Source organism: Mesorhizobium sp. M0029, assembly GCF_040323735.1.
GTDB lineage: Bacteria > Pseudomonadota > Alphaproteobacteria > Rhizobiales > Rhizobiaceae > Mesorhizobium.
In genome coordinates this window covers 54642-80387 of sequence record NZ_JAMYVF010000020.1, presented here as the reverse complement: position 1 = coordinate 80387, position 25746 = coordinate 54642, and the positions used below count along the sequence as shown (strand labels likewise).

The window sequence follows — 25746 nt, the reverse complement described above, 5'->3', positions numbered from 1 at the left end:
TTGTCCGGACCATCGGCGCCCATCCGCCTGGCGCGCAGCTGCCGCTTCGAACTGGTCGTTGGCAGCGAAGACATGGCCGATACACCATTCGCCAGCAGGTGCCTTTACATTCCGCATCCTTCAAACTGACAATCGCATATGGAAACCAGCCTAGCCCGCTATATCTGGACGCACACCAGGAAGCAGCAGCTCTGGATATTGATGATCGTCGTGCTTTCGATGGTCCCGTATTTCATGTCGTTCGACCTGCCGAAGCTGATCGTCAACGGCCCGATCCAGGGCAAGGGGTTCGAGCAACCGGGCGCGACCCTGCCATTCATGAGGTTGCACTATAACCTGCCGTTCATCGGCGAGGTTCAGTTCTTCTCCGGTTTTCAACTGGACCGCACGTCGACGCTGCTTGCGCTCAGCCTTGTTTTCCTCTTGCTGGTCGTCATCAACGGCTTGTTCAAGCTCTACATCAACACTTACAAGGGCCGGCTCGGCGAACGCATGCTGCGGCGTATTCGTTTCGATCTGGTCGATCGTGTGCTGCGGTTTCCGCCGATTTACTTCAAGCGGGTGAAATCCGCCGAAGTGGCGACCATGGTGAAGGACGAGGTGGAGCCGCTGGGCGGCTTCATTGGCGATGCCTTCCTGCAGCCGGTGCTGCTCGGCGGCCAGGCGCTGACGGCCATGCTGTTCATCATGGTCCAGAACGTCTGGCTCGGAATGATAGCGGTCGTGATCGTGGCGATCCAAATTGTGCTTATCCCGCGAATGCGGCGGCGGCTGCTCGTGCTGGGGCGCCAGCGGCAGTTGACGGCGCGCGCGCTTTCAGGCCGGGTTGGCGAAATCGTTGACGGCATCGGCGCGGTTCACGTCCACGATACGTCGAATTACGAGCGCGCCGACATAGCAGCCCGGCTCGGGCTCATCTTCAAAATCCGCTTCGATCTTTACCAATGGAAATTCATGGTAAAGTTCCTCAACAATTTTCTCGCGCAGCTCACGCCCTTTCTGTTCTACATGATCGGTGGCTATCTGGTCATCCAGGGGCGGCTGGATGTCGGCCAGCTCGTGGCCGTGATTGGCGCCTACAAGGACTTGCCCGGACCGATGAAGGAACTGATCGACTGGGATCAGGACCGGCAGGATGTCCAGGTCAAATATCAGCAGGTCGTCGAACAGTTCACCGTCGAGAAAATCATCGCGCCGGAAATCGGAGCACTGACGATCGACGATCCCGATCCGATGACCAAGCCGCTGTCGGCGATCAGCCTGTCCATAGCAGACGATGGCGGCGCAATGCTCCTCAATCGCATCTCGCTCGAGGTCAAGCCGGGTGAGACGGTGGCGCTGGTCAGCACCGCAACAGGGGGAGCGGAGGCGCTTGCGGAAGCCTTTGCGCGGCTGACCTGGCCGGATAGCGGAAGGATCGTTTCGGGCTCCGATGACTTGCTCGATCTCCCCGAAGCCGTGACCGGCCGGCGCATGTCCTACGCTTCGTCGGATGTTTTCCTGTTCCAGGCAAGCCTGCGCGACAATTTGCTCTACGGGTTGAAGCATGCGCCGCTGACATCGGTGACATATGACGGCGCCGCGGCGGACCAGCACCGTTGGAGTATCGACGAGGCGCGCCGGTCGGGCAATCCGGATCTCGATATCCGCAGCGACTGGATCAACTATGCCTCCGCCGGCGCCACCGGCCCGCACGACCTCTTCGAAGCCGTGCGCCGGGTGCTCGACGCGGTTCTTCTGTCGCGCGACATTCTGGATCTTGGCTTGCGCTCTTCGGCCGACCTCAAGCGCCACACGAAGCTTGCCGGGCGGATCGTCGAATTGCGTGCGGCGCTGCGAACCCGGTTGGAGGAAGAAGGCCTGAGCGCGCTGGTGGTTCCTTTTGAACCGGGCGCCTACAACAAGGAAGCGACGATCGGCCAGAACCTGCTCTTCGGCGCTGCTGCCGGCCCCGAACTGGCTCACAAGGCACTGGCGTCCAATCCCTATTTTGCTTCCGTGCTGAAGCAAGCCGGCCTCGACCGCACGCTCTACGAAATGGGCATGGAGATCGCCGAACAGGCGATCGAGCTGTTTGCCGACCTGCCGCCCGAACACCAGTTCTTCCAGCAGCTCGCCTTCATGAGCGCCGAGGAGATACCCGCCTACGAAACCTTGCTGCAACGGCTCAAGAATCGCCCCTACGATGCGGTTTCGGAGAACGACCGCGCCATGATGGTCACCTTAAGCTTTGCCTATATCGAGCCCCGGCATCGCTTCGGCCTGTTGACCGACGAGCTGATGAGCAAGATCATCGCTGCACGCAACCAGTTCTATGAAAACCTGCCGGCCGAGCTGGAGAAAGCTGTCGAACGGTTTGACCCTGCCAAATACATCGCCGCGGCCACCGTCATGGACAACGTCCTGTTCGGGCGTGTCGGCAACAACCATCCCGACGCGCCGGACCGCATTCGCTCCATCGTCTATGATATTCTTGACGAACTGGGGCTTTATGCCGAGCTTCTGGATGTCGGCCTGGACTTCAACGTCGGCGCCGCCGGCAGGCGGCTGACCGGCGGACAGCGACAGAAGCTCGATGTTGCCCGCGCCTTGCTCAAGCGTCCCGATTTCCTCATTCTCAATCGGCCGCTGTCGGCGCTCGACCAGCGCGTGCAGGACAAGGTGTTGCGGAATGTGCTCGACGAAGCCAGACGCGACGGCCATTCGCCGGCAATTGTGTGGGTGGTGACGAATCCGGCAATGGCGGCGATGTTCGATCGGGTTGTGGTCTTTGACTCAGGCCAATTGGTGGAAGACGGAACACACGAGACACTCTTGGCGGGAAACGGTATCTTCAAGGAACTTGTGTCATAGTCTGGCAAACGCGAATTCAGGAAGGTTTGCGACAATGCTGCTCAAGGATGAAGTTGGAATGCTGCAACGCGTTCCCTTGTTCTCTGGCATCGAGCCGACAAAGCTCAAGCTGCTCGCGTTCACGTCCGATCGCGTGAACTACAGTGCCGGCCAGATTCTTTTCCGGCAGGGCGACGAGGCAGACGCCGCCTATGTCATCCTTTCCGGCAGCGCGGATATTCTGGTCGATTCCGACAATGGGCCGATCAAAGTTGCCGAATTGCTGCCAAATTCGATCGTTGGCGAGATTGCCATATTGTGCAACAGCTCCCGTACTGCCACCGTCAAAGCGGCAAGTGAGCTGGAGGCCTTGAGAATCCGCAAGGACCATTTCCTGAGGCTTATGAAGGAGTTTCCCGAAATGACCATCGAGATATTGCGGGTTCTTGCCGATCGGCTAAGCAGTACAACCGCGGACCTGATCGACGCACGAACGGCCGAGAGCGATTCACAGTTACACTGAAACGGCGAGCCGCTCTGTTTCTTAGTTTTGATGCAGTTTCCGGAACCGTGTCACACCTTTCCTGGAACGACTCTGGCAGCAGTTGGTTGGCTACGATGGGCGAAAGGGTGCATGGACGACGATTTCTTCCTTGTCAGGTTTTGGGGCGTGCGCGGCAGCATTGCGGTGTCGGGGCCAGAATTTGCTCGCTATGGCGGCAACACGATCTGCATCGAGATGCAATGCGGCAAGCATACGCTTCTGTTCGACGCGGGCTCCGGCTTGCGGCCTGCCGGCAGGACGCTTCGGGCGGCGGGCGTCACCGATTTCGACCTGTTTTTCACCCATTGCCACTACGACCACGTCATCGGGCTGCCGGCTTTCAAGCCTATTTATGAACGAGGCATCAAAGTTACGCTTTGGTCCGGGCATCTCGCTGGACGCATGACGACGCGGCAGATGGTCGATGAATTCATTCGGCCGCCATGGTTTCCGGTGACACTCGGTGTCTGCAAGGCGAGCCTCGACTGCCGCGATTTCGCATCCGGAGACCTGCTTCGGCCACGCGAAGGAGTTGTTGTACGAACCGGTAGTCTTACCCATCCGGGCGGCTGCATCGGCTACCGGGTCGAATGGGGGGGCCGCGTCGTGGCGGTCATCACAGACACCGAGCACGAGCCGGGCAAACTCGACCAGGCGGTGCTCGGCCTGATCGAGAATGCCGACCTCGTCATTTACGATTGCACCTACACCGAGGAGGAAATGGACCGCTACCGCGGCAACGGGCACTCGACATGGCAACAGGGCGTCAAGCTCTGCGAGGCGGCCGGCGCGCGCGGGCTTGCGCTGTTTCACCACGATCCGGCACGCACCGACGATGAGCTGGACGAGATGGAGAAACTGGCCAAGGACAGATTTTCCGGCGCTTTTGCGGCGCGGGATGGCCAGACGCTCACATTTCCAGTCTTGCACAAAAAGCGCTGAGCTATTTTCCGGCGCTGCGTTCTGTCAGTGTGCTGATCGGAAGCCATGCGCAGGCTTCGGTCCGCGCGGTGATCGTGAACAGCCGTTCGAGGAAAAGCCATGCCGATTCATCATGGACGAGATGGTGGGTGAGCAGGCCGACCGGTTCGCCGCCGTCGAATGCACGCTGCAATTGCGCGACGATGGCCTGAACCAAGAGACCATGATCGCGGCAGCCGCGCGTGCCATGCCAATCCATGATGTCGACATTGCTGTTGATGACCGCCAGGGAAGCCGGCCTTGGCGGCCCGAACACCGACAATGCCGCAAATCCTATCGATCCGAGGTCGGGTACCAGGCCGACATCGATCCGGTTCCAGGGCGGCACCAGCATCGGAACCGCACGTGCGCCGTGCAGGCCGGTTACACGCGACAGCCCGCCGGCCAGCTCATCCAGCACCACCTCGCGTGACCGATGCGCGCCGAGCTCCTGCTTTTTTTGACCCTCGGGCGCATGATTTCGGTGCGCCCAGCCATGAATGGCGACCGTGGCATGCGGCGCCGCGTCAAGCCGGACGACAAGCTTCCCGTCGGTCCGGGCCGGAATGACGGCCAGAGTGACCGGAACCGCGAAGTCACCGGTGAGGTCGAGCAACCGATCGAGCGCCGGCGTCGGATCCACGGCGTCATCGTCGCGCAGCCAGAACTCTGCCTTGCGGCCCGCCCGTTGCCGGTGCGCCAGCTCGTCCACCAGGGGCTGCCAAGTCGGGTCGGATGTCATGACAACGGGATCATCTTGAGAAGTTCGGCCAGGCGGGCCTTTGCAGCACCGAGAGAGCGTTCTTCGAGAACGAAACGTCTGGCCTCTGCAGCCATGATGGTTCTTTCATCATTATTGGCCAGAAGCCTTGCAATTGCGGAAGCGAACGCCGCCACATCGCCTGGCGGGGTGAGAAGCCCGGTCTGGCCATGCCGCACGACCTCCGGCACGCCGGCAATGTCCTGAGCCACCACCGGAAGGCCGGCGGCCTGTGCTTCAAGATAGGCAATGCCATAGGCCTCGCCGTAACCCGGCCAGACGTAGATTCCCCCGCGATAGAGGACATCCGGCACGGCGACCGGCTCAATCGCGCCAAGCCATTCGATACGGTCGGCGGGCAAGCCGGCGAATTGCGCCTTTACCTTGTCACGGGCAGGTCCGTCCCCGACGACCGACAGCGTCCAAGGGAGGTGGCCGATCAACCCGAGCGCCTGCGCCAGCATGCGATAGCTCAAGACCTTGTCGCCCGGGCGCATCATGGCGACGGTCACGAGGCGCGTCGGATAATCCAGTACCGGCATTTCGTGGAATGCCGATGTGTCGATGAAGGGTGAAAGCATACCGAGAGCGGCGTGGGGAACAGCATCCGCCAGCCCCTGGCGATCCCTTTGCGTGAAGCAGATGTTCAGCGCCGCCTGCTCGATGGCTCGCGCCACCAATGCCTGGCTATCGGCCCACGAACCGGCGTTGCGCCGTTCGGAATAGGAGGCTTCGGCCGTCACATAGGGGACAGCAAAGGCCAACGCCAGCTCGGGCCCGATCAGGTCGGGCGCCTTGTAGTAGGGATGATAGGAGAACCAGAGATCGGGCTTGCCGTCACGGTCCCAAAGCCTTGTCAGTCGCGCGGCTTCGTCCCGGGCCTCTATCATGAGCGCATCGAAACTTTTCGGTTCCGGCTGGCGTAGATAGAAGCGCAACTCCGATGCCAGTTCGACGCTATGCCCGCCATGCTGCAGCGCCTGGACCAGCATCCGTGCCATCTGGCGGTCGCCGGAGACAACGGGATGATTGGGCGACTTCAGCGGGGCGTAGAAGGCAATTCGCATCGCGCGATCCTATCATCGCAAAGCCTGCCAAAGTCAATTTCGAGGCATGATCGACTTCACCTTCAAGCGCTGGAATGTGCTATCTGATGCTTATGGAAACAGCTGTCGCGTCCGACCCGTTCGTCGCTTCTTTGCCGGTCTTCGCAAAGTTCGAAAGCGTTGCCGATATCGACAACTATCGGCCTCTCCCCGATGGCTGGGCGCTGGCCACCGCCGACATCGTCGGCTCGACCAAGGCGATCGAAGCCGGGCGCTACAAAACCGTCAATATGGCCGGCGCCAGCGTCATTTCGGCGCTGCTCAATGCACTGGGCCGGCAAGATCTTCCCTTCGTCTTCGGCGGCGACGGCGCGCTCGTGGCGTTTCCCGGCTCGGCGCTGGAGATCGCCCGCAACGCGCTGGCTTCTGTCCAGAGATGGGTGGCGGACGAACTGGACCTGACCTTGCGTGCCGCAATCGTGCCGATAAAGGACATAAGAGCGCAAGGCCTCGACGTTCGCGTGGCGAGGTTCCAGGCCTCCGAAGCAGCCTTCTATGCCATGTTCGCCGGCGGCGGCGGCAGTTGGGCGGAAGCCGAAATGAAAGCCGGGCGCTACCGCGTCGACCCCGCCCCGGCCGGCGCGCGGCCGGATCTGACCGGCCTCTCCTGCCGCTGGAACCCGATCGAAGCCCGGCATGGCGAAATTGTCTCGATCATAGCCGTGCCCGGGGCATCGCGCGACTTGCGTGGTTTCCAGTTTCTGGCTTCCGACATCATCACCCTTGCCGGCAGGCAGGAGCGCGATGGCCACCCGGTGCCGGTGGACGGTCCGGCCTATAGTCTCTTGCCCGCCGGTCTCGATGTCGAGGCACGGGCCACGGCGCCGCCGGGGCGGCGGTGGCTGGCCAAGCTGTGGGTGATCTTCCTGATGACGCTTACGGCCGTCACCGACAAATTGGGCTGGACGATCGGCGGTTTCGATCCGAAGGTCTACAAGCGCGAGGTGGCCAGCAATTCGGATTTCCGCAAGTTCGACGACGGCTTGAAGATGACCATCGACGTCGACGCGGATGTGTTGCAGCGGATCGAGAACCGGCTGAAACAAGCGGAAGAGGCCGGCATCTGCAACTATGGCCTGCACCGCCAGAAGTCGGCCTTGATGACATGCCTCGTCATCTCGCCGCTGCAGCGCGATCATGTTCACTTCATCGATGGCGCCGCCGGCGGCTATGCAATGGCTGCCGCAAGCCTGAAGGCGAAGGCGCCGGTCTGATGACGGCTTGGGGAATCGATTTTCCGCAATGCGCCGCGGCCATGGTTCTTGGGACCCGGCGAGCCCAACGGTGCCTGAGCCGACCAATTATTTGCGCGATGTCAGGATCGGGATTGCACTTCGCCGGCAGCCTCGCCACATAGTGTTGCAGGTGATTTGTGCGGTCGACGTCTGCTTGCTTCCTGCAAGGACAGTCATTCGGGATATTCTTCGCCGGCTTCTGCCCCCGAAGCCGGCTTCATTGACTTCGAGAATTTTGCGGATCAAAGGAGATGGCTCGTCTTCGACGGGTTTCGAGATAGCATGAGCACAGCGCAAGCAGAAATTTCCAACATTCTCATGGATAAGGTTGCCGATTGGCTGACCCAATCGGCGCTGGCGGGCGACGACCTGGAAACATTGGTCAAGGGTTTTTGTGAACGGCTGGCTGCTGCCGGCCTGCCGCTGAAGCGGGTGCATTTGAGCTTTTCGATGCTGCATCCGCTTTATGACGCGCTCGGTTTCACCTGGATTCGCGGCCAAGGCCTGGAAGTGGAAGGCTTCCGGAGTGAGAACGGCGTCCATTCCGACAGATTCCTGACCAGCCCATACTACCATCTGCTCAGCAACAAGCTCGACCATCTGCGGCGCCGGCTCGACCCGTCGGTGCGGTCGGAGTTTCCTGTTTTCGATGAGCTCAGGCTTATGGGCGTCACCGATTACATGGCTTTCGTCCATCCCTTCAACGGCGATACAAGTCAGGGCATGTTGGGGTCCTGGTCCACCGACAGTGCTTCAGGCTTCAGCGACAGCATGATTTCGGCGCTGCTGCGGATCCAGAACCATCTCGCTATAGCAAGCAAGATGGCGGTGCTCACCAAGCTCGCCGACAACATGATGACCACGTATCTCGGCGGTGACGCCGGCAGGCGCGTGCTGGACGGCCAGATCAAGCGCGGCGAGGGCGACACAATCCGGGCCGCGCTGGTGATGGGCGATATGCGCGGGTCGACAAGGCTCGCCGAAACTTCCGGCCGCGAAGTCTATATCGATACGCTGAACCAGTTTTTCGATGCCATCGCAGCACCTTTCAATCGCAAAGGCGGGCAGATCATGAGTTTCCTGGGGGATGGATTCATTGCCGTCTACCCCTGCGAAAGGCATCGCGCGCAGTCAGAGATCGCCTGCCAGGCTGCTCTTGCGGCTGCGCACAAGGCCAGCATGCGCATGATGGAGCTCAATCTGCGCAGAAAAGAGCAAGGACTGGGCGATATAAAATTTGGTATCGGCCTGCATGTCGGCAATGTGATGTTCGGCAATGTCGGGCTTACCGACCGACTCACATTCTCGGTCTTCGGCTCGGCTGTAAACGAGGTCCAGCGTCTCCAGACCCTGACCAAGAAATATCCGCACAGCGTTCTCGCCAGCAAAGACTTCGCCGGTTATTGCGGGGCCAACAGTTGGCTGACGCTCGGCGAGGAGGAACTGGCGGGCAGCAAGCAGAAGCTGACGGTGCTTTCACCCGATCTATCGGGTGCTCTCGCACTCGATGAAGACGCTGCGCTGCAGCCGTTTCACGATCGGATATCGGACGCCGAGCAGGTCATGCTGCTTCATCGCGATGCCGCGCGGCTGTCGGCGGGCGACCGGAGGAAGCTCCAGTAGTCACCACCATCCGATCTGGACGCCCTGGTATGCTGTCCGGCCGCCGGTCGCCGGGGAATTCGTTTCGAATCCAAGTTGCTCTGCGCTGACAATGCGCTAGTCTTGCTTTTTGGGGCCGGTCGGGAGGCGCCAGATTGGGGCTGGTGTGGGAATGGATGCAGGCGTTGATCTGCTGCGGATCGAGGATGTTGGCATCTCTTTTGCCATTGTCGGGGGACCGTTGCATGCCGTCAGGCGGGCAAATCTTCGCGTCCTGCCCGGCAAGGTCACCGCACTTGTCGGTGAGTCCGGTTCCGGAAAATCGGTTCTCAGCCAGGCCGTGATGGGCATCTTGCCGAACACGGCCCATGTTCGCGGCCGTATCCTGTTTTCCGATCCCAAAAAGCCCGGCACCACGCAGGACATCCTGCAGATGCCGCGCGACGGACCCGAAATCCGGGCGTTGAGAGGCAGCCGCATCGGCAAGATCTTTCAGGAGCCGATGACATCGCTGTCGCCGCTGCACACGATCGGCAACCAGGTCAGCGAATCCCTGCAGATTCATACGCACATGGATCGGACGGAGCGCAAGGCGAGGACCGAGGAAATGCTCGGCCTCGTCGGGTTTCCCAATCCCAAGCGCGCCTACGACATGTATCCGTTCGAACTTTCGGGAGGATTGCGGCAACGCGCTATGATCGCCATGGCGCTTATCTGCCGGCCCGCTCTGTTGATCGCCGATGAGCCGACAACGGCGTTGGACGTCACCATCCAGGCGCAAATCCTGCAATTGCTTCGTGGGCTCCAGACCAAGCTCAACATGGCAATGCTGCTGATCACACACGACCTCGGCGTGGTTGCCAATGTCGCCGACGAGGTGGTCGTCATGTACCATGGCGAGATCATGGAAGCAGGCCCTGTGGAGGCAATATTCCGCCGGCCAGGCCACCCTTACCTGAAGGGCCTCATGGCAGCCGTTCCGCATTTCGACCTGAAGCCTGGCGAAAGACTGAAGGCGCTCCGCGAGGTGCCGGTGAATGTCGGGACCCTGCTGGGCAAGCAGACGGCGCCGGAAGCGAAGGGGCCGGACGACATTCTGCTGTCGGTCAGGGATCTGAAAAAGGTCTACACCATCCGCAACTCCGGATGGTTCGGCGGGAGCCATCAGACCTCAGTTCGCGCCGTGGACGGCGTCAGCTTCGACATCAGGCGAGGTGAGTGCCTGGGCCTGGTTGGCGAAAGCGGCTGCGGCAAAACCACCGTCAGCAAGATCCTGATGCGGGCCGTCACCCCTACCGGCGGCTCCGTGATCTTCAACGGCCGCGACGGACCGATCGACGTCCTGGAAGCCGAGGGAGACGCCCTGCGCTTGCTGCGGGCGAAACTCCAGATGGTTTTCCAGGATCCGGTCTCGTCGCTCTCGCCTCGCATGACCGTGGAAAACATCTTGAGCGAGCCGCTGGAAATCCATCAACGTGGCAATGCCGCGTCCCGGCTAGCCACAGTCAAGAGCCTGATGCAGGCAATCGGGCTCGATCCGCGCTTCATCCAGCGTTATCCCCACAGCTTCTCCGGCGGGCAGCGTCAGCGTATCGGCATTGCGCGCGCCTTGGCGCTGGGGCCTGAACTGCTGATCTGCGACGAGCCGGTTTCGGCGCTCGATGTCTCCGTGCAGGCGCAGATCCTGAACCTTCTGAAGGACCTGCAGAAGGAACTGGGCCTGACCTACCTGTTCATATCCCACAATCTGGCGGTGGTGGACTACATGGCGGACCGCATCGCGGTGATGTGCGGCGGGCGTATCGTCGAGCTTGCACCGCGCGAAATTCTGCTCAGGAAACCGATCCACCCCTACACGCGCTCGCTGCTCGCCGCAGTCCCCTTCCCCGATCTCGACCGGCCGATGGATTTCAAGACGCTGAAGCTCGGCGGCGCTTCCGACACCAGCGCATGGGGCCCGCAATTCCGCGACGAGGGCGAAGAGGATATGCTGTCGCCGCTCGATCTCGGCGGCGGCCATCTCGTGCTGGCCCGACGTTCGGCCGATGTCAGCGAGTTACGCCATTGATCAGCCGCCGCACTGTCCTTGGTCTCATGGCTTCGGCATTTCTGCCGGGCACGGCGCGCGCCGGCGATCTGGAGCCGGATTTTCTTCAGCCGCAGCTGAAAGCCAGGGCTCTGCCGCCACTCGCGGAGCGCCTGCCCAAAAGCCCGCGCGCGTTGAACCTCGCGGCGATGGGCCGGCAGCCCGGCCAGTATGGCGGCACGCTGCGTACGATCATCGGCAGCCAGAAAGATATCCGGATGATGACGATCTACGGGTATTCCCGGCTGGTCGGCTATGACGAAAAGCTTAACTTTCAGGCCGACATTCTCGAAAGTTTCGACGTAAAGGATGATCGCGTCTTCACGTTCAAGATTCGTGAAGGCCATAAATGGTCAGACGGCAGCCTGCTGACGCCGGAGGATTTTCGTTATTGCTGGGAAGATGTCTGGCTGAACGATGAGCTTTCGCAAGGGGGGCTCGCCCCTGCCCTGCTGGCGGACGGCAAGCCGCCACGTTTCGAGATCGTCGATCCGTTGACGGTGCGCTACAGTTGGGACGCGCCCAATCCCGACTTCCTGCCCAAACTTGCCGCTGCTTCGCCGACACCGCTTGTTTTGCCAGCCGCCTATCTCAAGCAGTTCCACAAGAAATATCAGGATCCATTCCGGCTCGCCGGCCTGATGAAGGAGAACCGGACCGCAAAATGGACGCTGCTGCACATCCGCATGTCGCGGCAGTATCGCCCGGAGAACCCGGATCTGCCGACACTCGACCCCTGGCAGAACCGGACCAAGCCGCCGGCCGAGCAGTTCATCTTCGAGCGCAACCCGTTCTTTCATCGAACAGACGAGAACGGCCGGCAACTGCCCTATGTCGACCGGATCATCATGAATGTCAGCTCGTCGGCGATCATCTCCGCCAAGACCGGTGCGGGCGAGAGCGACCTGCAATGCATGGGAATCGACTTCAGCGATTACTCCTTCCTGAAGGACGCGGAGAAGCGCTACCCGGTGAAGATGCATCTGTGGAAACGCACACAGGGTTCGCGGCTGGCGCTCATGCCCAATCTGAATTGTGCCGACCCGGTGTGGCGTGGCCTTTTGCGTGACGTGCGCGTGCGCCGCGCACTTTCGCTCGCTGTGGACCGGCGCGAGATCAACATGGCCGTCTTCTACGGATTGGCGCAGGAAAGCGCCGATACGGTCTTGCCGGAGAGCCCGCTCTACCGGCCGGAATTCGCGAAAGCCTGGGTCGCCCACGATCCCGACCAGGCCAATGCACTGCTTGACGAGGTCGGGCTTCAGGCCCGTGACGATGACGGCCTGCGGCTACTTCCCGATGGACGCCCGGCGCAGATCATCGTGGAAACGGCCGGCGAAAGCACGCTGGAAACCGATGCGCTCGAACTCATCACCGATCACTGGCGCAAGATCGGCATCGCTTTGTTCATCCGGACTTCGCAGCGCGACATCTTCCGCAGCCGTGCGCTTGGCGGCCAGATCCTGATGTCGATGTCGTCGGGCATCGACAATGGCGTGCCGACCGCCGACATGAATCCATACCAGCTGGCCCCCACCATCGACGACCAGCTGCAATGGCCGCTCTGGGGCGCTTACTATCTGTCGCATGGCAAGATGGGTGAGGCGCCCGATGTTCCTGAAGTGGTCGAGTTGATGGCTTTGCTCAAGCGCTGGAACGGGTCGACCGAATCCAGCGAGCGCGCCGAAATCTGGAACTCGATGCTGTCGATCTACACCGATCAGGTGTTCTCTATCGGTACGGTAAACGAAACACTTCAGCCGATTCTGGTATCCTCGCGGCTGCGCAACCTGCCTGACAAAGCACTCTACGGCTACGACCCGACCTCCTATTTCGGTGTCTACATGCCGGACACATTCTGGCTTGGAGGCTCCTGAGCGTGCTTCGATATCTTGTCTGGCGCATCGCCGTGATGGTTCCAACGCTGCTGGTCATATCGGCGCTGGTGTTCACCATCATCGAACTTCCACCGGGCGACTATTTCGACAGCTATGTCGCTGAGCTTCGGGCCCAGGGCGAAGCGGTGGATTCCGACCGCATCCAGATGATGCGCAAGGAATATGGTTTCGACCAGCCGCCGGTCATTCGCTACTTCTACTGGGTGGGCGGGATGCTGCACGGCGATTTCGGCTATTCCTTCGAATATGAGCTGCCGGTTCGCGACGTCGTCGGCGACCGAATGTGGCTGACCGTGCTGGTTTCCTTCGTCACGATCATCTTCACCTGGCTCATCGCCTTTCCGATCGGCATGTACTCCGCCACGCATCAATACAGCTGGGGCGACTACGGCCTGACTTTCTTCGGCCTTCTCGGCCTTGCCATTCCGAATTTCATGCTGGCGCTGATCCTGATGTATTTCGCCAACATCTGGTTCGGCACGTCCATCGGCCACCTCATGGACCAGCAATATCTCGGCGAGCCGATGGGCTGGGCCAAGGCGAAGTCGATCCTCGCTCATCTCTGGATCCCGGTCCTGATCATCGGCACCGGCGGCACGGCGAGCATGATCCGGCGGCTGCGCGCCAATCTGCTCGACGAACTGCACAAGCAATATGTCGTGACGGCGCGCGCCAAAGGCCTTCATCCGTTCAAGGCGCTGGTCAAATATCCGCTGCGCATGGCACTCAACTTCTTCATTTCCGACATCGGCTCGATCCTGCCGGCCATCATCTCCGGCGCTGAGATCACGGCTATCGTTCTGTCTTTGGAAACGACCGGGCCGATGCTGATCAAGGCGCTGCAAAGCCAGGATATGTATCTGGCAGGGTCATTCCTGATGTTCCTCGCCTTCCTGACGGTTATCGGCGTGCTGATTTCCGACCTGGCGCTGGCGCTGCTTGATCCACGAATTCGTTTGCAGGGTGGCAGCACCAAATGAAGCAGGACTCGCCGCTGCCCGCTCCGGGTGCTCCACTGCAACACTACATTTCCGGCGCGCCCTTCGACCTGCAGTCGGTCGAGGCGATGACGCCGGAGCAATCGAAGGTCTTTCAGGCATCGCAGTTGCGGCTGATGTGGTGGAAATTCCGCAAACACCGGCTTGCGCTTATATCCGGCATATTCCTGGCAGTGCTGTATTCCGGGATACTGATCTGCGAGTTCCTGGCGCCCTACAATCTGCACTCGCGCAACATGGACTACATCTATGCGCCGCCGCAGCACGTGCATCTGTTCCACAATGGCGAGTTCGTCGGGCCGTTCGTCTATGGCCGCCAGATGACGCTGGATATGGACACGCTCAAGCGGAACTACATCGAGAACCACGACGAAGTTCAGCGGCTCCGTTTCTTCTGCCAGGGCGACACTTATCGGTTCTGGGGCCTGATCGAAGGTGACAGGCATTTTGTCTGTCCTGCCGAGAACGGCCAACTCTTTCTGGCCGGCACCGACAGGCTGGGGCGCGACGTGCTCTCACGCATGATCTATGGCGCACGCATTTCACTGACTATCGGCCTCGTCGGCATCAGTTTCAGCTTCCTGCTCGGCATCGTCATCGGCGGGCTGGCCGGCTATCACGGCGGTATCTTCGACCTGATCGTCCAACGGATAATCGAAGTCCTGCAATCGATTCCCAGCATTCCGCTATGGCTGGCCCTGGCGGCGATCATGCCGATAACCTGGAGTCCGATCCTGATCTATTTCGGCATCACCGTCATCCTCGGGCTGCTCGACTGGACCGGACTGGCGCGGGCCGTACGTTCAAAGCTTCTGGCCTTGCGCGAGGAGGATTACGTTCTGGCGGCGCAATTGATGGGCGCCGGAAGCAGCCGCATCATCAGGCGGCATCTCATTCCCGGCTTCATGTCGCATCTGATCGCGACGGCGACGCTCTCCATCCCTGGCATGATCCTGGGCGAAACGGCGTTGAGCTTCCTCGGGCTCGGCCTGAGGGCGCCGATAACCAGCTGGGGCATCCTGCTCACCGAGGCGCGCAGCGTCAGCGTGATCGCGTTTTATCCATGGCTGCTTTTGCCGATGCTGCCGGTCATCCTCGTCATCATGGCGTTCAACTTCCTCGGCGACGGCTTGCGGGACGCCGCAGACCCCTACAAGTGATATCGCTGTTCCACCGCGCGGCCTGCCGAACACTCCACCCGGTATGACGCTTGTCGGCGGCCGGTTGCGTTATTGCAGGGTTCGTCGTTCGCCTTTATATGCAGCAAGCCTCGATCGGGGCTGCTGGTTCAGGACACACAATCGCATATGAGTCGCCTCGATAATTTCATCAGCAGGATGACCGCGCAGCGCGACATTCTCAATCGAATCTGCCCCGAGGTGGCGAAGATGGAGGGGCTTGTGCTTGAGCTCGGCCTCGGCAATGGCCGGACATTCCACCATCTGCGCGAGCTTCTGCCCGGGCGCCGGATCGTGGTGTTCGACCGCGAAGTTGGCGCGCACACTAGCTCAATTCCCGAAGCTGAAAACCTCGTGCTCGGCGAAATACGCGAGACGGGCCGCAAGTTCATTGGCATCGAAGCCGCCCTTGTTCATGCCGACATTGGCACCGGCTATGACGATCGCGATGCAGTGACCGCTACCTGGCTTCCCGATCTGATTGCGAGCCTGCTTCGCGTCGGCGGCTTCGCGGTCAGTGGCACGCCGCTCGATCACCCGCTGCTGCAACACCTCCCGGCGCCCACTTCGGAGCCCGCCGACCGTTATTTCCTCTGCAAGCGCGTGTGAGCGGTAGAGAACTCTTCAGGGGATCGTATAAACCGCAATCTCCCGCTCGATGCCGCGCAGCGAGACCTCGTGCGGCACGGGCGTCAGCGCGTTCCTGTGCAACAGATCGGCGGTGAGATTATCGTCGACCACCGCACGCGTGGCGAAGATCGCCTGTGCGTTGGCGAGGTTCTGGACCCGCGAAGCAATGTTGACCGTCTGGCCGAAATAATCCTGCCGCTCGTTCATGGACACGGCTATGCAGGGGCCGGCATGAACACCGATCTTGAGCAGAAGGTCCTCGCGCCCGCTTTTGTCATTGAGCGCCCGCATGGCGTCGCGCATCCGCAGCGCCGCGGCAATCGCACGGTCAGGCGTCGCGAAGGTCGCCATCACCGCATCGCCGATCGTCTTCACAACCGCGCCTGCCTCCGCCGCGACGATCTCGTGCAGAACCTGGAAATGCTCGCGCACGAGATCGAAGGCTGAAAGATCGCCCACCCGCTCGTAAAGCTCGGTCGATCCGCGCAGATCGGTGAACAGGAAGGTCAGGCTGGTGATCTTCAGGCGCTGGTTGATGTCGAGCGTATCCGTGCGATAGAGATCCCGGAACGTCTGGTTGGTGAGCAGGCGCTTGGCGGTCACGAAGGGCCGGCGCTTGCCCAGGAAATCATGCAATACCGGGCAGGCGATGAAGACCGTCGGCAGCACGCGCGTGTCGGTCCTGTTTTCCAGCGAAATGCGCAATGGGCCGGGTTGCATCTCCAGCGTCTGGCTCTGGACATGGTCGCGGTCGAAGGCCAGAGAGAGGTTTCGCCGCTCTTTTGCCGGTTCGCCCTTCGCGTCGATGAACTGGGCCGAATGCGTGACCGGCTCGAAGATGATGATGAATTGGGGCGGAAGCTGGATGTGCAGAACCGCCTTTTCACCGGGCGCAAGCTCGATATCTTCCAGCGAGAACGCTTCCATCTTTTCCGCCAGATCCTCGTCCGGCAGATCGGCCCCGGACGCCCAGTAGATCTGGCGGTAATATTCCACCAACGGCAGTTCGTGTGGATTGTGGGCGGCAATCCTGCGCACGCGGGGACTGACGGTGAATGTCACCTCGACCATCTCGTCGAGGGTCGGCGAATAGCCCTGGGAGCACAGCGCGCAGGTGTATTCGTCCTTCTGCATGGTTTTCAGCGTGGCGTTGGTGTCGAGCACGCCGCCACAGCCGGGGCACAGAACATTCCAGGAAATGTCGAAGATGCCCACCCGCGCTGCATGGAGAAAGGCGCTTATGGTGCGTTCCTCGTCGAGGCCATGCTTGCTGGCGAAGGCCAGCGCATTGATGCGGCAAAGTTCGCGGTCCTTGCCCTCGGCGATGGTTTGCCGGATTGCGTCGATTGCCTGCGGATCGACATCGGTCGATTGCCGCAGAAGCGAGAACAGATCCTGAGCTTCGGTCATCGTGCAGGCTCCGGAAATTGCGCCGCTAGAGCATGATGCCGAAAAGTGTGAAGCGGTTTTCGGACGACATCATGCTCTTCCTGATTCAGAGGCGGATTCAGATTTCAGGTCGGACAGACCTGAAATCATCCGGCTCTAGGCGTGTTGGCCGGACCGATCTTCGACCCGAACGCTCCATCATACTGCGAAATGGACCGGACGGCCATTCGAATGGACAAGCCTGGTGACAGGTCAATTTCCATTTGTTGAATTCCAAACTATGATAGCCCATGGGGCATTCATCTCTGGGGTTTTCTCCATGCCGACACGCGACAACCCGCCATTTCCGGCGGCCCTGCGCCTTTTCTCGGCGGGGGTCATCATCGTCCTGATCGTCGGGGCCGGCCTGTTTTTCGCGCCTGCGCTGGTCAAGCCGCGCTGGCCCTGGGCCGTCACGCCGTTCAATGCCCGCTTCCTCGGCGGCTTCTACACCGCCGAAATGGCAGTGATGGCGGCGCTGCTGGTCTGGAATCGCTGGTCGCCCGGCAGGCTCGTGCTGGTCATGGCCTTCATCTTCACCGTCATCGTGTCGGCGGCTTCGTTCATCAATCTCGGTTATTTCAACTTCGAGCGCAAAGCCCCCTGGCTCTGGTTTCTGGTCTATCTTGCGTCAGCCGCGGTATCCGGGCTGTTCCTGTGGCGGGCAAGGGCCCGCCCTTCTGCAAAAGGCGTGATCTTGAACCCCGCATGGCGCGCCTACCTACCGGTGGAAATGACGATCCTCGGGGCCTACGGCGTCGGCCTGTTGCTGTTTCCCCTGACATTCGGTGGCTTCTGGCCATGGCCGATCGATGCCTTCCACGCCCAGGTCTACAGCGCCATCTTCCTCGCGGGTGCAGGCGGCACCTATCTCGTCTGGAGAAGTGCGCCGCGTGAGGAATTGCTGGTGCTCGGCTTGGCGCAGTTTCTGGTTGGCCTGCTTGCCGTCCTTGGCCTCGTCATCACCGACGCCGCCGTGCACCGGATCGACTGGACGGCGGCCGGGACATTGTGCTGGCTTGCCCTTTTCGGCTGGATCGGCATCAGCGGTATCCTCAAGCTCTGCGCCGCCCCCCGGCATTTTGCCCCGCAATCGGCATAGGTCTCAGAGACGGCTGGATTTTCAGGTGACGTCCGGTGCATCGTGCCGGGCATATTGCCTCTGTCCTTTGTTCTGACGCAATTCCGGACGGAAAACCGCTCACACTTTTCCTGGAATTGCTGTAGCCGGAAAAGCCATGACCAGCACGCCACCCCTAGAGAAAATCCAGCCGCAGCTCCGGGCCGTCCGCCCAAGCGATGCCGAGGCGCTTTGCGCTATCTTCAATATGCCGGGCTTCCGCTGGGGCACGCTCAGGATGCCGTTCGAGATGGTGGAGCAGGTGGAGCGGCGCATCGCCAAGTCCGGCCCGGAAACCACCTGGATCGTTGCCGAGTTGGACGGCAAGGTTGTCGGCCATGGCAGCCTGATCGCACAGGGTTCGCCGCGCCGCTCGCATATCGGCGAGATCAATATCGGCCTCGATGATGGCTTTGTCGGCAGGGGCATCGGCTCTGCCATCCTTGGCGCGCTGCTTGACGTGGCCGACAATTGGCGCGCCCTGAAGCGGGTCGAATTAAGCGTCTATGCCGACAACGAACCGGCCATCCGTCTCTACACAAGCCACGGCTTCGAGGTCGAAGGCCGGCATGTGAAGGCCGGTTTTACCGACGGGCAGTACCACGACCTCCTGAGCATGGCCCGGCTGCGGTTCTGATGACCACCGTCCCTGCCCTTGCCCCTCCGGTGGACATTTTGGCTGTGCTGTCGCTGCTCTGCCCGGAGGTCGTGCGTGACATCGAGCAGAACTGGAATGCGCCGGTTTCCGATTATGCCCGCCATCTGTGGCGGCCGGTGGCAAGGCCTGCATCGGCCCTGTCGATCGCTGCCCGCTCGATCCTGCGCGACGTCCTGCAGCAGCGCCTCGGTGCGATCATGCAGCCCGAAGCGATCGACAAGGCCCTCGACGAATTCGACCACAGACCGGTTATCCAGTCCGGCCTGCACTGCCTGCTTCTGATGGATCGCATCACCTTCGATGCCCTGCTGCTTGCCTGGCTCGGCGCGGTCGAAAACGGGCTGTCGGCTTTTTTCGGCTTCATGGGAACGACCATGACCATGGAGACAACCGGCCGGGAGGGGCCGGGATGGCTGGATGTCGGCGACGACAAGGTCAATTTGTTTGGCATGGGCCGCCACAAACTGTGCCGCAAAAGCGCCTGCGCGGCCGGTCCCGTCGCCCTCAACGGGCGCGCGCTCGAAACGGTGGGCAATGAGACGGATGCCAGAAGCTGGCTCGGCACGCTGCTTGCCAGCCAGGACAAGGTATTTGCAACAGCCGCCGATGCGCTGACAGAACTCAACGAGCATCTGGTCGCCGATTGGGATCGTTCCGGCATGGCTCGGCCGGTTTTCGTCGATGATAGGCTGGCCGCGACTGTCGTTTCGCGGCATCTGGAAGATGAAGGCAGCCTTCTTTCCAGGCTGCTCCTCGAGCCCGCAAGGCGCCGGCGTCTCGACCATGCCTTGCAAGAAGCCGCATCGGGCCTATTTGGCAGGTTCCTGCCCAATGCCACGGCCTATTTCTGGGGCATCCGCGAGCAGCGCGTGCGCAAGCTCGTCCTCGAGAACGGGCGGCTGATCGAGCCTGACAGGCCGCATGGTCTTTCCATCCCGTTCGAGCGGCCGCATCTTCAGCAGGCACTGCTCGACGGCATGCTTTTGCCGGACTTGTTCCTGATGTTCCTCGCCCTTGCCATATTGCCGCGCGTGCGGGTCGTGGGCGGCCTGAGACAGATTGGCTATGTCGCGCTTTTCCACTCGATCCTGCTGGCTGCGCTGGATGAACACGCGCCAGAAGAGCGCGATCTGGCCGCCGAGCTGCAGGTTCGGGAAAATGCCTGGGGCATGCGGGTCATCGATGAAAAGATCTCGGTCCGCGAGCAGCTTGCCGGCCTGCCGGAAGGGGCGCTCTTCCCGGACCTGCTCCGGCAATACCGGTTGCGGACATTTGCCGAGACGACCGACGACCTGAAACCGGTTCGCGAAAACCCCCGATGGCGCAAGATCGGCCGGGCCTCACGCCTCTGATCCGGCCGGGCTTTAGCCCGTCATTGCACCACACCGGCCTTGCGGAGCCCCTCGACCATGAGTTCGAAATCGGCAGGGTTCTTGTAAGGCAAGACCTTGCGGCGGTGTTCCAGCGAATAGGCGGGATTGACGCGAAGCAGGTCCTGCCATGCCGTATGGGCCTCCTCCAGACGGCCCAGATGGCCGTAGGTGGCGGCCAGAAGCGCGCGCGAGAGGTCGGTGACAGCGTTGCGAGCCAGCCGTTGCAGCAAGAGGTCGACCGCCTCTTCGTACCTTCCCAGTTGAAACGATGCCAAAGCCTGGAAGTGCAGAAGCACATCCGGGAAGTATGGATTCAAGGTCTTTCCCCGGGCGAAACTCTCTAGCGCCTCCGCGGGCCTACCCGAATAATACAGCGCCTCGCCGCGGGCGACGTGCGCTTCGGCGAAGTTCGGATTGAGGGCTATCGCGCGCTCCACCTCGCCAATGGCCTCATCGTGCCGTCGTGTGTAAAGCTTGGCCGATGCCAGCGCCCAGTGCGCCCAGGGATCGCTGTCATCCAGCGTTACCGCTCGCGTTGCTGCCTCTTCCGCTTGCGCCATCGAGTCCGACGCACCCCACCTGTTGAGGTAATCGAGCCCGTACGTGAGGGCTAGGAAAGCGTGGGCAGAGGCAAATTTCGGGTCCAGTTCGATGGCCCGCTGCAAGAGCTCGCGGGCCGCGACGTTCGTGTCCTTCGTCAGCCGGTGCCATAGCTCCCGGCCCCGCAGGAAACAGTCATACGCCTCCGGGTTGCGCTGGTGTTCGGGCGCCAGCCGCAGACGGTCATCCTCGGTCAGATTGAGCGCCAGTGCACCGACGATGTGCTGCGTCACGTCATCCTGCACGGCGAAAATGTCGGTCAGATCGCGATCGAACCGCTCCGCCCAAAGATGGCCGCCTGAGATTGCATCGATGAGCTGCGCGGTGATGCGTACCTTGTTCCCCGACTTGCGTACGCTGCCTTCAAGGACATAGCGCACGCCGAGCTTCGTGCCGACATCCTGCACATGGACGTTCTGGCCCTTGAAGATGAAGGACGAATTGCGAGCGATGACGAAGAGCTGTGACAGTTTGGACAGCGCCGTGATGATGTCTTCGGAGATGCCGTCGGCGAAGTAGTCCTGTTCGGCATCACCGCTCATATTGGCGAACGGCAGCACGGCGATCGACAGTTTCGGCGGCGCTGCCGCAGCCGGAGGGCTCGTCGGGGTTTGCGAGGTCGCGGCCGCCTTGGCCCCGGCGCCGACCTGCAGCGAATACACCCGGATCGGCTCGGCGATGTTCTTGAGCTGTGTGCTGCCGAGATCGCTGACCGAGAGGTCAAGCCTGGCCTTGACCTGGCGATAGGCATCCTCGGACAGGCAGATGGCGCCGGGCGCCGCAACGCCCTCCAGACGCGAGGCGATGTTGACGCCGTCACCCATCAGGTCGCCATCGCTCTCTTCGACCACGTCGCCCAGATGGATGCCTATCCTGAACTCGATGCGGCGCTCCTGCGGTACGCCGGCATTGCGCTCAACCATACCGTTTTGAATCTCAACGGCGCAGCGCACGGCATCGACCACACTGCGAAACTCAACCAGTGCCCCATCTCCGGTACGCTTGATAACCCGCCCGTGGTGCACTGCAATGATCGGATCGATCAGGTCGCTGCGCAGTGCTCGCAACCGCGCCAAGGTACGATCTTCGTCCGCGCTCGCGAGCCGGCTGTATCCGACCACATCTGCAGCCAGGATTGCGGCCAGCTTACGGTTCTCGCTCATGGGTCGCCTCCTCGTCTCCATCATAGCAGGAAGACGGCGGGACGAGGGAATTTTCGCAAATCACGGCCACGCGGCCGCCCGTATCGGCAGTGCTCCACCGCCGAACCCAGACCGATGCCCATTTGCGCTGCCGCTTGCCGGTTGACGACTATCGGTTCATCCTTGTGAATACCCCGGCCGTGACGAGCGTGGCGAGATCACGCGTCATGGCCCAAGGTCAAAGAGATAGAGCATGATGTCGTCCGAAAACCGCTTCACACTCTTCGGCATCATGCTCTGGTGAGGTGTCCATGAACTGCTCGGGCTGCGGTTTCGAGATCGAGGGCGGTTACGCCTTCTGTCCGAAGTGTGGCCGCCGCCAGCCCGTGCCATGCGCCAGTTGCGGCTACGCCTGCGCACCTGATTTCGAGTTCTGTCCTAAATGTGGGGCAAGCGTCGGTGCGTCCGCAAAAGCTGCCGAACGGCCTGCTCCGACACCAAGCCGCACCATTGCGCAGCCCTCTCGAGCTCCATCGCCGAACATCGAAAGCGAAGAGGGGCCGCATTCCGTCTCCGACGCCGATCGACGAACGGTAACGGTGCTGTTCGCCGATCTCTGCGGCTTCACGACACTCAGCGAGCAGCTCGACCCCGAGGTCATGCAGGCGCTGCAGAACGAACTGTTCAAGGAATTGACGGCGGCCGTGCAAGGCTTTGGTGGTTTCGTCGACAAATTCATCGGCGACGCTCTGCTCGCCTTATTCGGTGCGCCGGTCGCGCATGAGGACGATCCGGAACGTGCGCTTCGAGCCGCTCTCGACATGATCGCCCGGACGGCGCGGCTCGGTGAAAGCACCCGCCACTCCGGCTCGCCGCTGCTGCTCCACATAGGCATAAACACGGGTCCGGTCGTTACTGGCGGATTGGGCATCGGCACCGCCAAATCCTATTCGGTGACCGGCGACACGGTGAATACGGCGCAACGCCTGCAATCGCTGGCTGCACCGGGTGAGGTGCTGGTGGGCGAACTCACGCACAGGCTGACCCGGCATGCCTTCTCGTACGAGTCGCTGGGCGATGTCGTCTTTCGCGGCAAGGCTGGCAGTGTGCTCGTCCACCGACTGGATGCACCGCTTGCGGCGCCGCGTGCAGCGCGCGGGCTCGAGGCGCTCGGCCTCAGTGCGCCCATAATAGGTCGTGATGCGGAGCTCAACAGAATGCTGGCGAGCCTTGACTTGGCGTGCGGCGGCTCGGCCCAGCTTGTCCGCCTCGTCGGCGAAGCCGGTATCGGGAAGTCGCGGTTGGTGAAGGAGTTCGTCGCCCGCGTCGGCGACGAGGATCGTTTTCGCAACGTCGCCGTGCGGCAGGCCACGTGCTCACCGCTGGGTGAACAATCATTTGGCGCCCTGGGTGCAGTGGTGCGCAGCGCTGCCGGGATGATGCAAAACGACAATGGGGACGAAATGCGGGGCAAGCTCGCAGCCTTGCTTGCCGATCTCGGCCTGCAGGGCGAGGAGGCGAAGCGGCTGATGCCTTTGCTCTACCATGTGCTTGGCCTCGGCGACCCCGATGCCACCTTGCAGCATGTCGAGCCCGAGCAGCTGCGGCGGCAAATTCTCTACGCGGTCCGCACAATCATGGAACGGCGGCTTGCGTTGTCGCCGCTGTTGATTGTCGTCGAAGACCTGCACTGGGCCGACTCCGTCTCGCTCGAGGCACTGCGTTTCGTGATGGACAGACTGGAACGCACGCGGCTGATGTTGCTGGTCACGCATCGTCCGGCGTCGGACAACGACCAACTCGACTCAAGTCGGGTCAGCCACACAGCGCTCAGGCTTTCGCCGCTCGACAGCGATGACGGACGCCGCCTGGTGGCGGCGCTTTTCGGCGAGAGCTGGGTAAACGCCGCAGGAGGGCTTCTCGACCAGATCCTCGAGCGCGCGGGCGGCAACCCGCTTTTCTTGGAGGAGATCGTTCGCGGCCTTATCGATCGCGGTGTATTGGTGCGCGAGGGCCAGCAATGGCGGACCGTGGCAGGCGAAGTCGCAACCGGCATCCCCGCCACGATCCAGGCAATGTTGCTTGCTCGCGTCGACCGGCTGCCGCAAGAGGTGCGCCGGTTGGCCCAGGAAGCCGCGGTAATCGGCCCGCGCTTCGATGCCACGCTTCTGAAAGCCGTGGCAGCCGACCCCGGCCGACTGGAAGCGGGCTGCGAACTGCTTTGCGATGCGGAAATCATCGAGGAAGTTGCCGGATCAGGCTCGGTCTCGTCGCAAAGCTACCGCTTTACGCAAACATTGCTGCAGGACGTGATCTACCAGAATCTGCTCCTGCAACGCCGGACCGACATCCACCGCCGGGTAGGTGCCGCCCTGGAGCAACTGTGCGGCGACAAGCCGGAACGGTTCGAGGATCTGGCCGTGCTCGGTCATCATTTCGCTCAGAGCGCCGAGCGGGAGAGGGGCGCGCATTACCTGCAGGCGGCGGGAGATCGCGCTCGCATGATATACGCCAATGACGACGCCCTTCGTTTCTACGAGCGAGCACTGACTGCGTTGGGCGCGATCGGGCAAACACCGCTCAAACTGGCAATTGCAGAGCGCATTGCCGATTTGAGCGGCCCGGCAGGCCGCCGCGAGATTGCACACCGCCACTACGAGGCGGTGCTGCAGGCCTATCGCGAGTCAGCCGATCGTGTCGCGGCGGCGCGCGTTTTGCGCAAGATCGGTCGGCTGTTTTGGGACGTGGGCAAGCGGGACGACGCGGAATCGCGCTACGCTGAAGCGGCAGCGCTCCTCGATGGAGCGGATGCCCCGATCGAGCAGGCGCATCTCTGGCAAGAACGTGGCCGACAGGCGTTCCGCAGCGGAGATCACACTCTCGCGGCAAAATGGGCAGACGCGGCGCTGGATTGCGTACGCTCTCTGACAACGGAACATGTCTCCGATGATGCCACCCTCGTGACCGCCGAGGCACTTAATACCAAGGCTGTTGCGCTGGCTCGCCTTGGGCGAAACCATGAAGCCGTGCGTGAGGTTGAGCGCAGCATTGAATTGGCCGAAGCCGCCGGTCTGCTGGGCGCGGCCTGCCGCGGCTACACCAATCTCGGGGTGCTCTACACGACCATCGATCCGGCGAAGGCGATGGAGGTCTGTCGGCGCGGTCTTGAAGTGGCGCGCCGTATTGGCGATTTGGGTTTCCAGGCGCGCCTCCTCGCCAATCTGGCGGTAGCTTGTTGTACTTTCACGGATCGCTGTCCAACGGAGGGCGTGCCTGCTGCCGAGAAGGCCATCGAGATTGACCGGGCGCTCGACCAGCGCGAGCACCTGCCAGTGCCGTTGATCGTGCTTGGGCAGATCCACCAGTGCAACGGCCATCCGGAACTGGCGATCGGCTTGTTCCACGAAGCACTGGAGGTAGCCCGCGAAACGGGCGAGCCCCAACTGCTGTTTCCGTGCTATGATGGACTCGCAACGCTTAATCTCGACCTCGACAATCTGGCCGAGGCCGAACGCTACTTTTCCCTGGCGCAGGGTATATGCGCCCAGCACGGGCTCGACCCGGAAGCGCTTGTGGTGCTGCCTTTTCTCGACTAG

Annotated in this window: 18 protein-coding genes; 14 read left to right on the top strand and 4 right to left on the bottom strand. The window is 61.6% G+C overall.

Features of this window, described 5'->3' with window-relative positions; all coding sequences use genetic code 11:
- Positions 1–138: 138 nt before the first annotated feature.
- The 3 genes from NKJ76_RS26480 (at position 139) to NKJ76_RS26470 (ending at position 4318) form a co-directional block, all read left to right on the top strand.
- Entirely contained in the window at positions 139–2853 is a 2715-nt protein-coding gene (locus NKJ76_RS26480) for an ABC transporter transmembrane domain-containing protein (RefSeq protein WP_352538745.1), read from the top strand.
- 34 nt (positions 2854–2887) lie between these two features.
- Positions 2888–3355, top strand: coding sequence for a cyclic nucleotide-binding domain-containing protein (locus NKJ76_RS26475; protein WP_023672144.1), 468 nt, complete (start codon positions 2888–2890; stop codon positions 3353–3355).
- Positions 3356–3466: 111 nt separating this feature from the next.
- Positions 3467–4318, top strand: coding sequence for an MBL fold metallo-hydrolase (locus tag NKJ76_RS26470; protein WP_023831907.1), 852 nt, complete (start codon positions 3467–3469; stop codon positions 4316–4318).
- Position 4319: 1 nt separating this feature from the next.
- Here NKJ76_RS26470 and NKJ76_RS26465 read toward each other — a convergent pair whose 3' ends face one another.
- Together NKJ76_RS26465 and NKJ76_RS26460 are read right to left on the bottom strand one after the other, a co-directional pair.
- Complete coding sequence (locus tag NKJ76_RS26465; protein WP_352538744.1) at positions 4320–5078, bottom strand: polysaccharide deacetylase family protein; 759 nt, start codon at positions 5076–5078, stop codon at positions 4320–4322.
- Positions 5075–6163 carry a glycosyltransferase family 4 protein gene (locus NKJ76_RS26460; protein ID WP_352538743.1) on the bottom strand — a complete coding sequence of 363 codons (1089 nt, stop codon included), beginning with the start codon at positions 6161–6163 and terminating at the stop codon, positions 5075–5077. The genes NKJ76_RS26465 and NKJ76_RS26460 overlap by 4 nt, the downstream gene beginning before the upstream one ends.
- 74 nt (positions 6164–6237) lie before the next feature.
- Here NKJ76_RS26460 and NKJ76_RS26455 point away from each other — a divergent pair, with 74 nt between their 5' ends.
- From NKJ76_RS26455 to NKJ76_RS26425, 7 genes are all read left to right on the top strand, one after another.
- Positions 6238–7416, top strand: a complete 1179-nt coding sequence (locus NKJ76_RS26455; protein ID WP_027050460.1) for a DUF3095 domain-containing protein — start codon at positions 6238–6240, stop codon at positions 7414–7416.
- 303 nt (positions 7417–7719) lie between these two features.
- Positions 7720–9060: an adenylate/guanylate cyclase domain-containing protein gene (locus tag NKJ76_RS26450; protein WP_023672139.1), complete on the top strand. Its 1341-nt coding sequence runs from the start codon at positions 7720–7722 to the stop codon at positions 9058–9060.
- A 151-nt stretch (positions 9061–9211) separates the two neighbouring features.
- Positions 9212–11107 carry an ABC transporter ATP-binding protein gene (locus tag NKJ76_RS26445; RefSeq protein ID WP_023710305.1) on the top strand — a complete coding sequence of 632 codons (1896 nt, stop codon included), beginning with the start codon at positions 9212–9214 and terminating at the stop codon, positions 11105–11107.
- Positions 11104–13002, top strand: a complete 1899-nt coding sequence (locus tag NKJ76_RS26440) for an ABC transporter substrate-binding protein (protein ID WP_352538742.1) — start codon at positions 11104–11106, stop codon at positions 13000–13002. The genes NKJ76_RS26445 and NKJ76_RS26440 overlap by 4 nt, the downstream gene beginning before the upstream one ends.
- Before the next feature lie 2 nt (positions 13003–13004).
- Complete coding sequence (locus tag NKJ76_RS26435; RefSeq protein WP_352538741.1) at positions 13005–14003, top strand: ABC transporter permease; 999 nt, start codon at positions 13005–13007, stop codon at positions 14001–14003.
- Complete coding sequence (locus NKJ76_RS26430) at positions 14000–15181, top strand: ABC transporter permease (protein ID WP_031249370.1); 1182 nt, start codon at positions 14000–14002, stop codon at positions 15179–15181. Before NKJ76_RS26435 ends, NKJ76_RS26430 begins: the two co-directional genes overlap by 4 nt.
- Before the next feature lie 147 nt (positions 15182–15328).
- Positions 15329–15808, top strand: coding sequence for a class I SAM-dependent methyltransferase (locus tag NKJ76_RS26425; RefSeq protein WP_023672134.1), 480 nt, complete (start codon positions 15329–15331; stop codon positions 15806–15808).
- 15 nt (positions 15809–15823) lie between these two features.
- Here the strand turns inward: NKJ76_RS26425 and NKJ76_RS26420 are convergent, their stop codons facing one another.
- Positions 15824–17239 (bottom strand): adenylate/guanylate cyclase domain-containing protein, encoded by a 1416-nt coding sequence (locus tag NKJ76_RS26420; RefSeq protein WP_023698120.1) that lies wholly within the window; start codon positions 17237–17239, stop codon positions 15824–15826.
- Between the two features lie 298 nt (positions 17240–17537).
- Between NKJ76_RS26420 and NKJ76_RS26415 the strand changes: the two genes are divergently transcribed.
- The 3 genes from NKJ76_RS26415 (at position 17538) to NKJ76_RS26405 (ending at position 20387) form a co-directional block, all read left to right on the top strand.
- Entirely contained in the window at positions 17538–18359 is an 822-nt protein-coding gene (locus NKJ76_RS26415) for a hypothetical protein (RefSeq protein ID WP_352538740.1), read from the top strand.
- A 136-nt stretch (positions 18360–18495) separates the two neighbouring features.
- The gene (locus NKJ76_RS26410) at positions 18496–19014 is read left to right on the top strand and encodes a GNAT family N-acetyltransferase (RefSeq protein WP_023816106.1); all 519 of its coding nucleotides are present in this window, start codon (positions 18496–18498) and stop codon (positions 19012–19014) included.
- A complete protein-coding gene (locus tag NKJ76_RS26405; RefSeq protein ID WP_352538739.1) occupies positions 19014–20387 on the top strand; it encodes a hypothetical protein in 1374 nt (457 codons plus the stop codon). The genes NKJ76_RS26410 and NKJ76_RS26405 overlap by 1 nt, the downstream gene beginning before the upstream one ends.
- Positions 20388–20407: 20 nt before the next feature.
- Here NKJ76_RS26405 and NKJ76_RS26400 read toward each other — a convergent pair whose 3' ends face one another.
- Complete coding sequence (locus NKJ76_RS26400; RefSeq protein WP_352538738.1) at positions 20408–22171, bottom strand: adenylate/guanylate cyclase domain-containing protein; 1764 nt, start codon at positions 22169–22171, stop codon at positions 20408–20410.
- A 290-nt stretch (positions 22172–22461) separates the two neighbouring features.
- Here NKJ76_RS26400 and NKJ76_RS26395 point away from each other — a divergent pair, with 290 nt between their 5' ends.
- The gene (locus tag NKJ76_RS26395) at positions 22462–25746 is read left to right on the top strand and encodes an adenylate/guanylate cyclase domain-containing protein (protein ID WP_023672128.1); all 3285 of its coding nucleotides are present in this window, start codon (positions 22462–22464) and stop codon (positions 25744–25746) included.

What these genes read in the sequence shown, in the direction of transcription:
- NKJ76_RS26430 (WP_031249370.1), top strand. Translation starts at nt 14,000, where the DNA reads ATGAAGCAGGACTCGCCGCTGCCCGCTCCGGGTGCTCCACTGCAACAC.
- NKJ76_RS26400 (WP_352538738.1), bottom strand. Translation starts at nt 22,171, where the DNA reads ATGAGCGAGAACCGTAAGCTGGCCGCAATCCTGGCTGCAGATGTGGTC.
- NKJ76_RS26420 (WP_023698120.1), bottom strand. Translation starts at nt 17,239, where the DNA reads ATGACCGAAGCTCAGGATCTGTTCTCGCTTCTGCGGCAATCGACCGAT.
- NKJ76_RS26455 (WP_027050460.1), top strand. Translation starts at nt 6,238, where the DNA reads ATGTGCTATCTGATGCTTATGGAAACAGCTGTCGCGTCCGACCCGTTC.
- NKJ76_RS26470 (WP_023831907.1), top strand. Translation starts at nt 3,467, where the DNA reads ATGGACGACGATTTCTTCCTTGTCAGGTTTTGGGGCGTGCGCGGCAGC.
- NKJ76_RS26460 (WP_352538743.1), bottom strand. Translation starts at nt 6,163, where the DNA reads ATGCGAATTGCCTTCTACGCCCCGCTGAAGTCGCCCAATCATCCCGTT.
- NKJ76_RS26445 (WP_023710305.1), top strand. Translation starts at nt 9,212, where the DNA reads ATGGATGCAGGCGTTGATCTGCTGCGGATCGAGGATGTTGGCATCTCT.
- NKJ76_RS26405 (WP_352538739.1), top strand. Translation starts at nt 19,014, where the DNA reads ATGACCACCGTCCCTGCCCTTGCCCCTCCGGTGGACATTTTGGCTGTG.
- NKJ76_RS26415 (WP_352538740.1), top strand. Translation starts at nt 17,538, where the DNA reads ATGCCGACACGCGACAACCCGCCATTTCCGGCGGCCCTGCGCCTTTTC.
- NKJ76_RS26450 (WP_023672139.1), top strand. Translation starts at nt 7,720, where the DNA reads ATGAGCACAGCGCAAGCAGAAATTTCCAACATTCTCATGGATAAGGTT.
- NKJ76_RS26465 (WP_352538744.1), bottom strand. Translation starts at nt 5,078, where the DNA reads ATGACATCCGACCCGACTTGGCAGCCCCTGGTGGACGAGCTGGCGCAC.
- NKJ76_RS26410 (WP_023816106.1), top strand. Translation starts at nt 18,496, where the DNA reads ATGACCAGCACGCCACCCCTAGAGAAAATCCAGCCGCAGCTCCGGGCC.
- NKJ76_RS26475 (WP_023672144.1), top strand. Translation starts at nt 2,888, where the DNA reads ATGCTGCTCAAGGATGAAGTTGGAATGCTGCAACGCGTTCCCTTGTTC.
- NKJ76_RS26395 (WP_023672128.1), top strand. Translation starts at nt 22,462, where the DNA reads ATGAACTGCTCGGGCTGCGGTTTCGAGATCGAGGGCGGTTACGCCTTC.
- NKJ76_RS26480 (WP_352538745.1), top strand. Translation starts at nt 139, where the DNA reads ATGGAAACCAGCCTAGCCCGCTATATCTGGACGCACACCAGGAAGCAG.
- NKJ76_RS26425 (WP_023672134.1), top strand. Translation starts at nt 15,329, where the DNA reads ATGAGTCGCCTCGATAATTTCATCAGCAGGATGACCGCGCAGCGCGAC.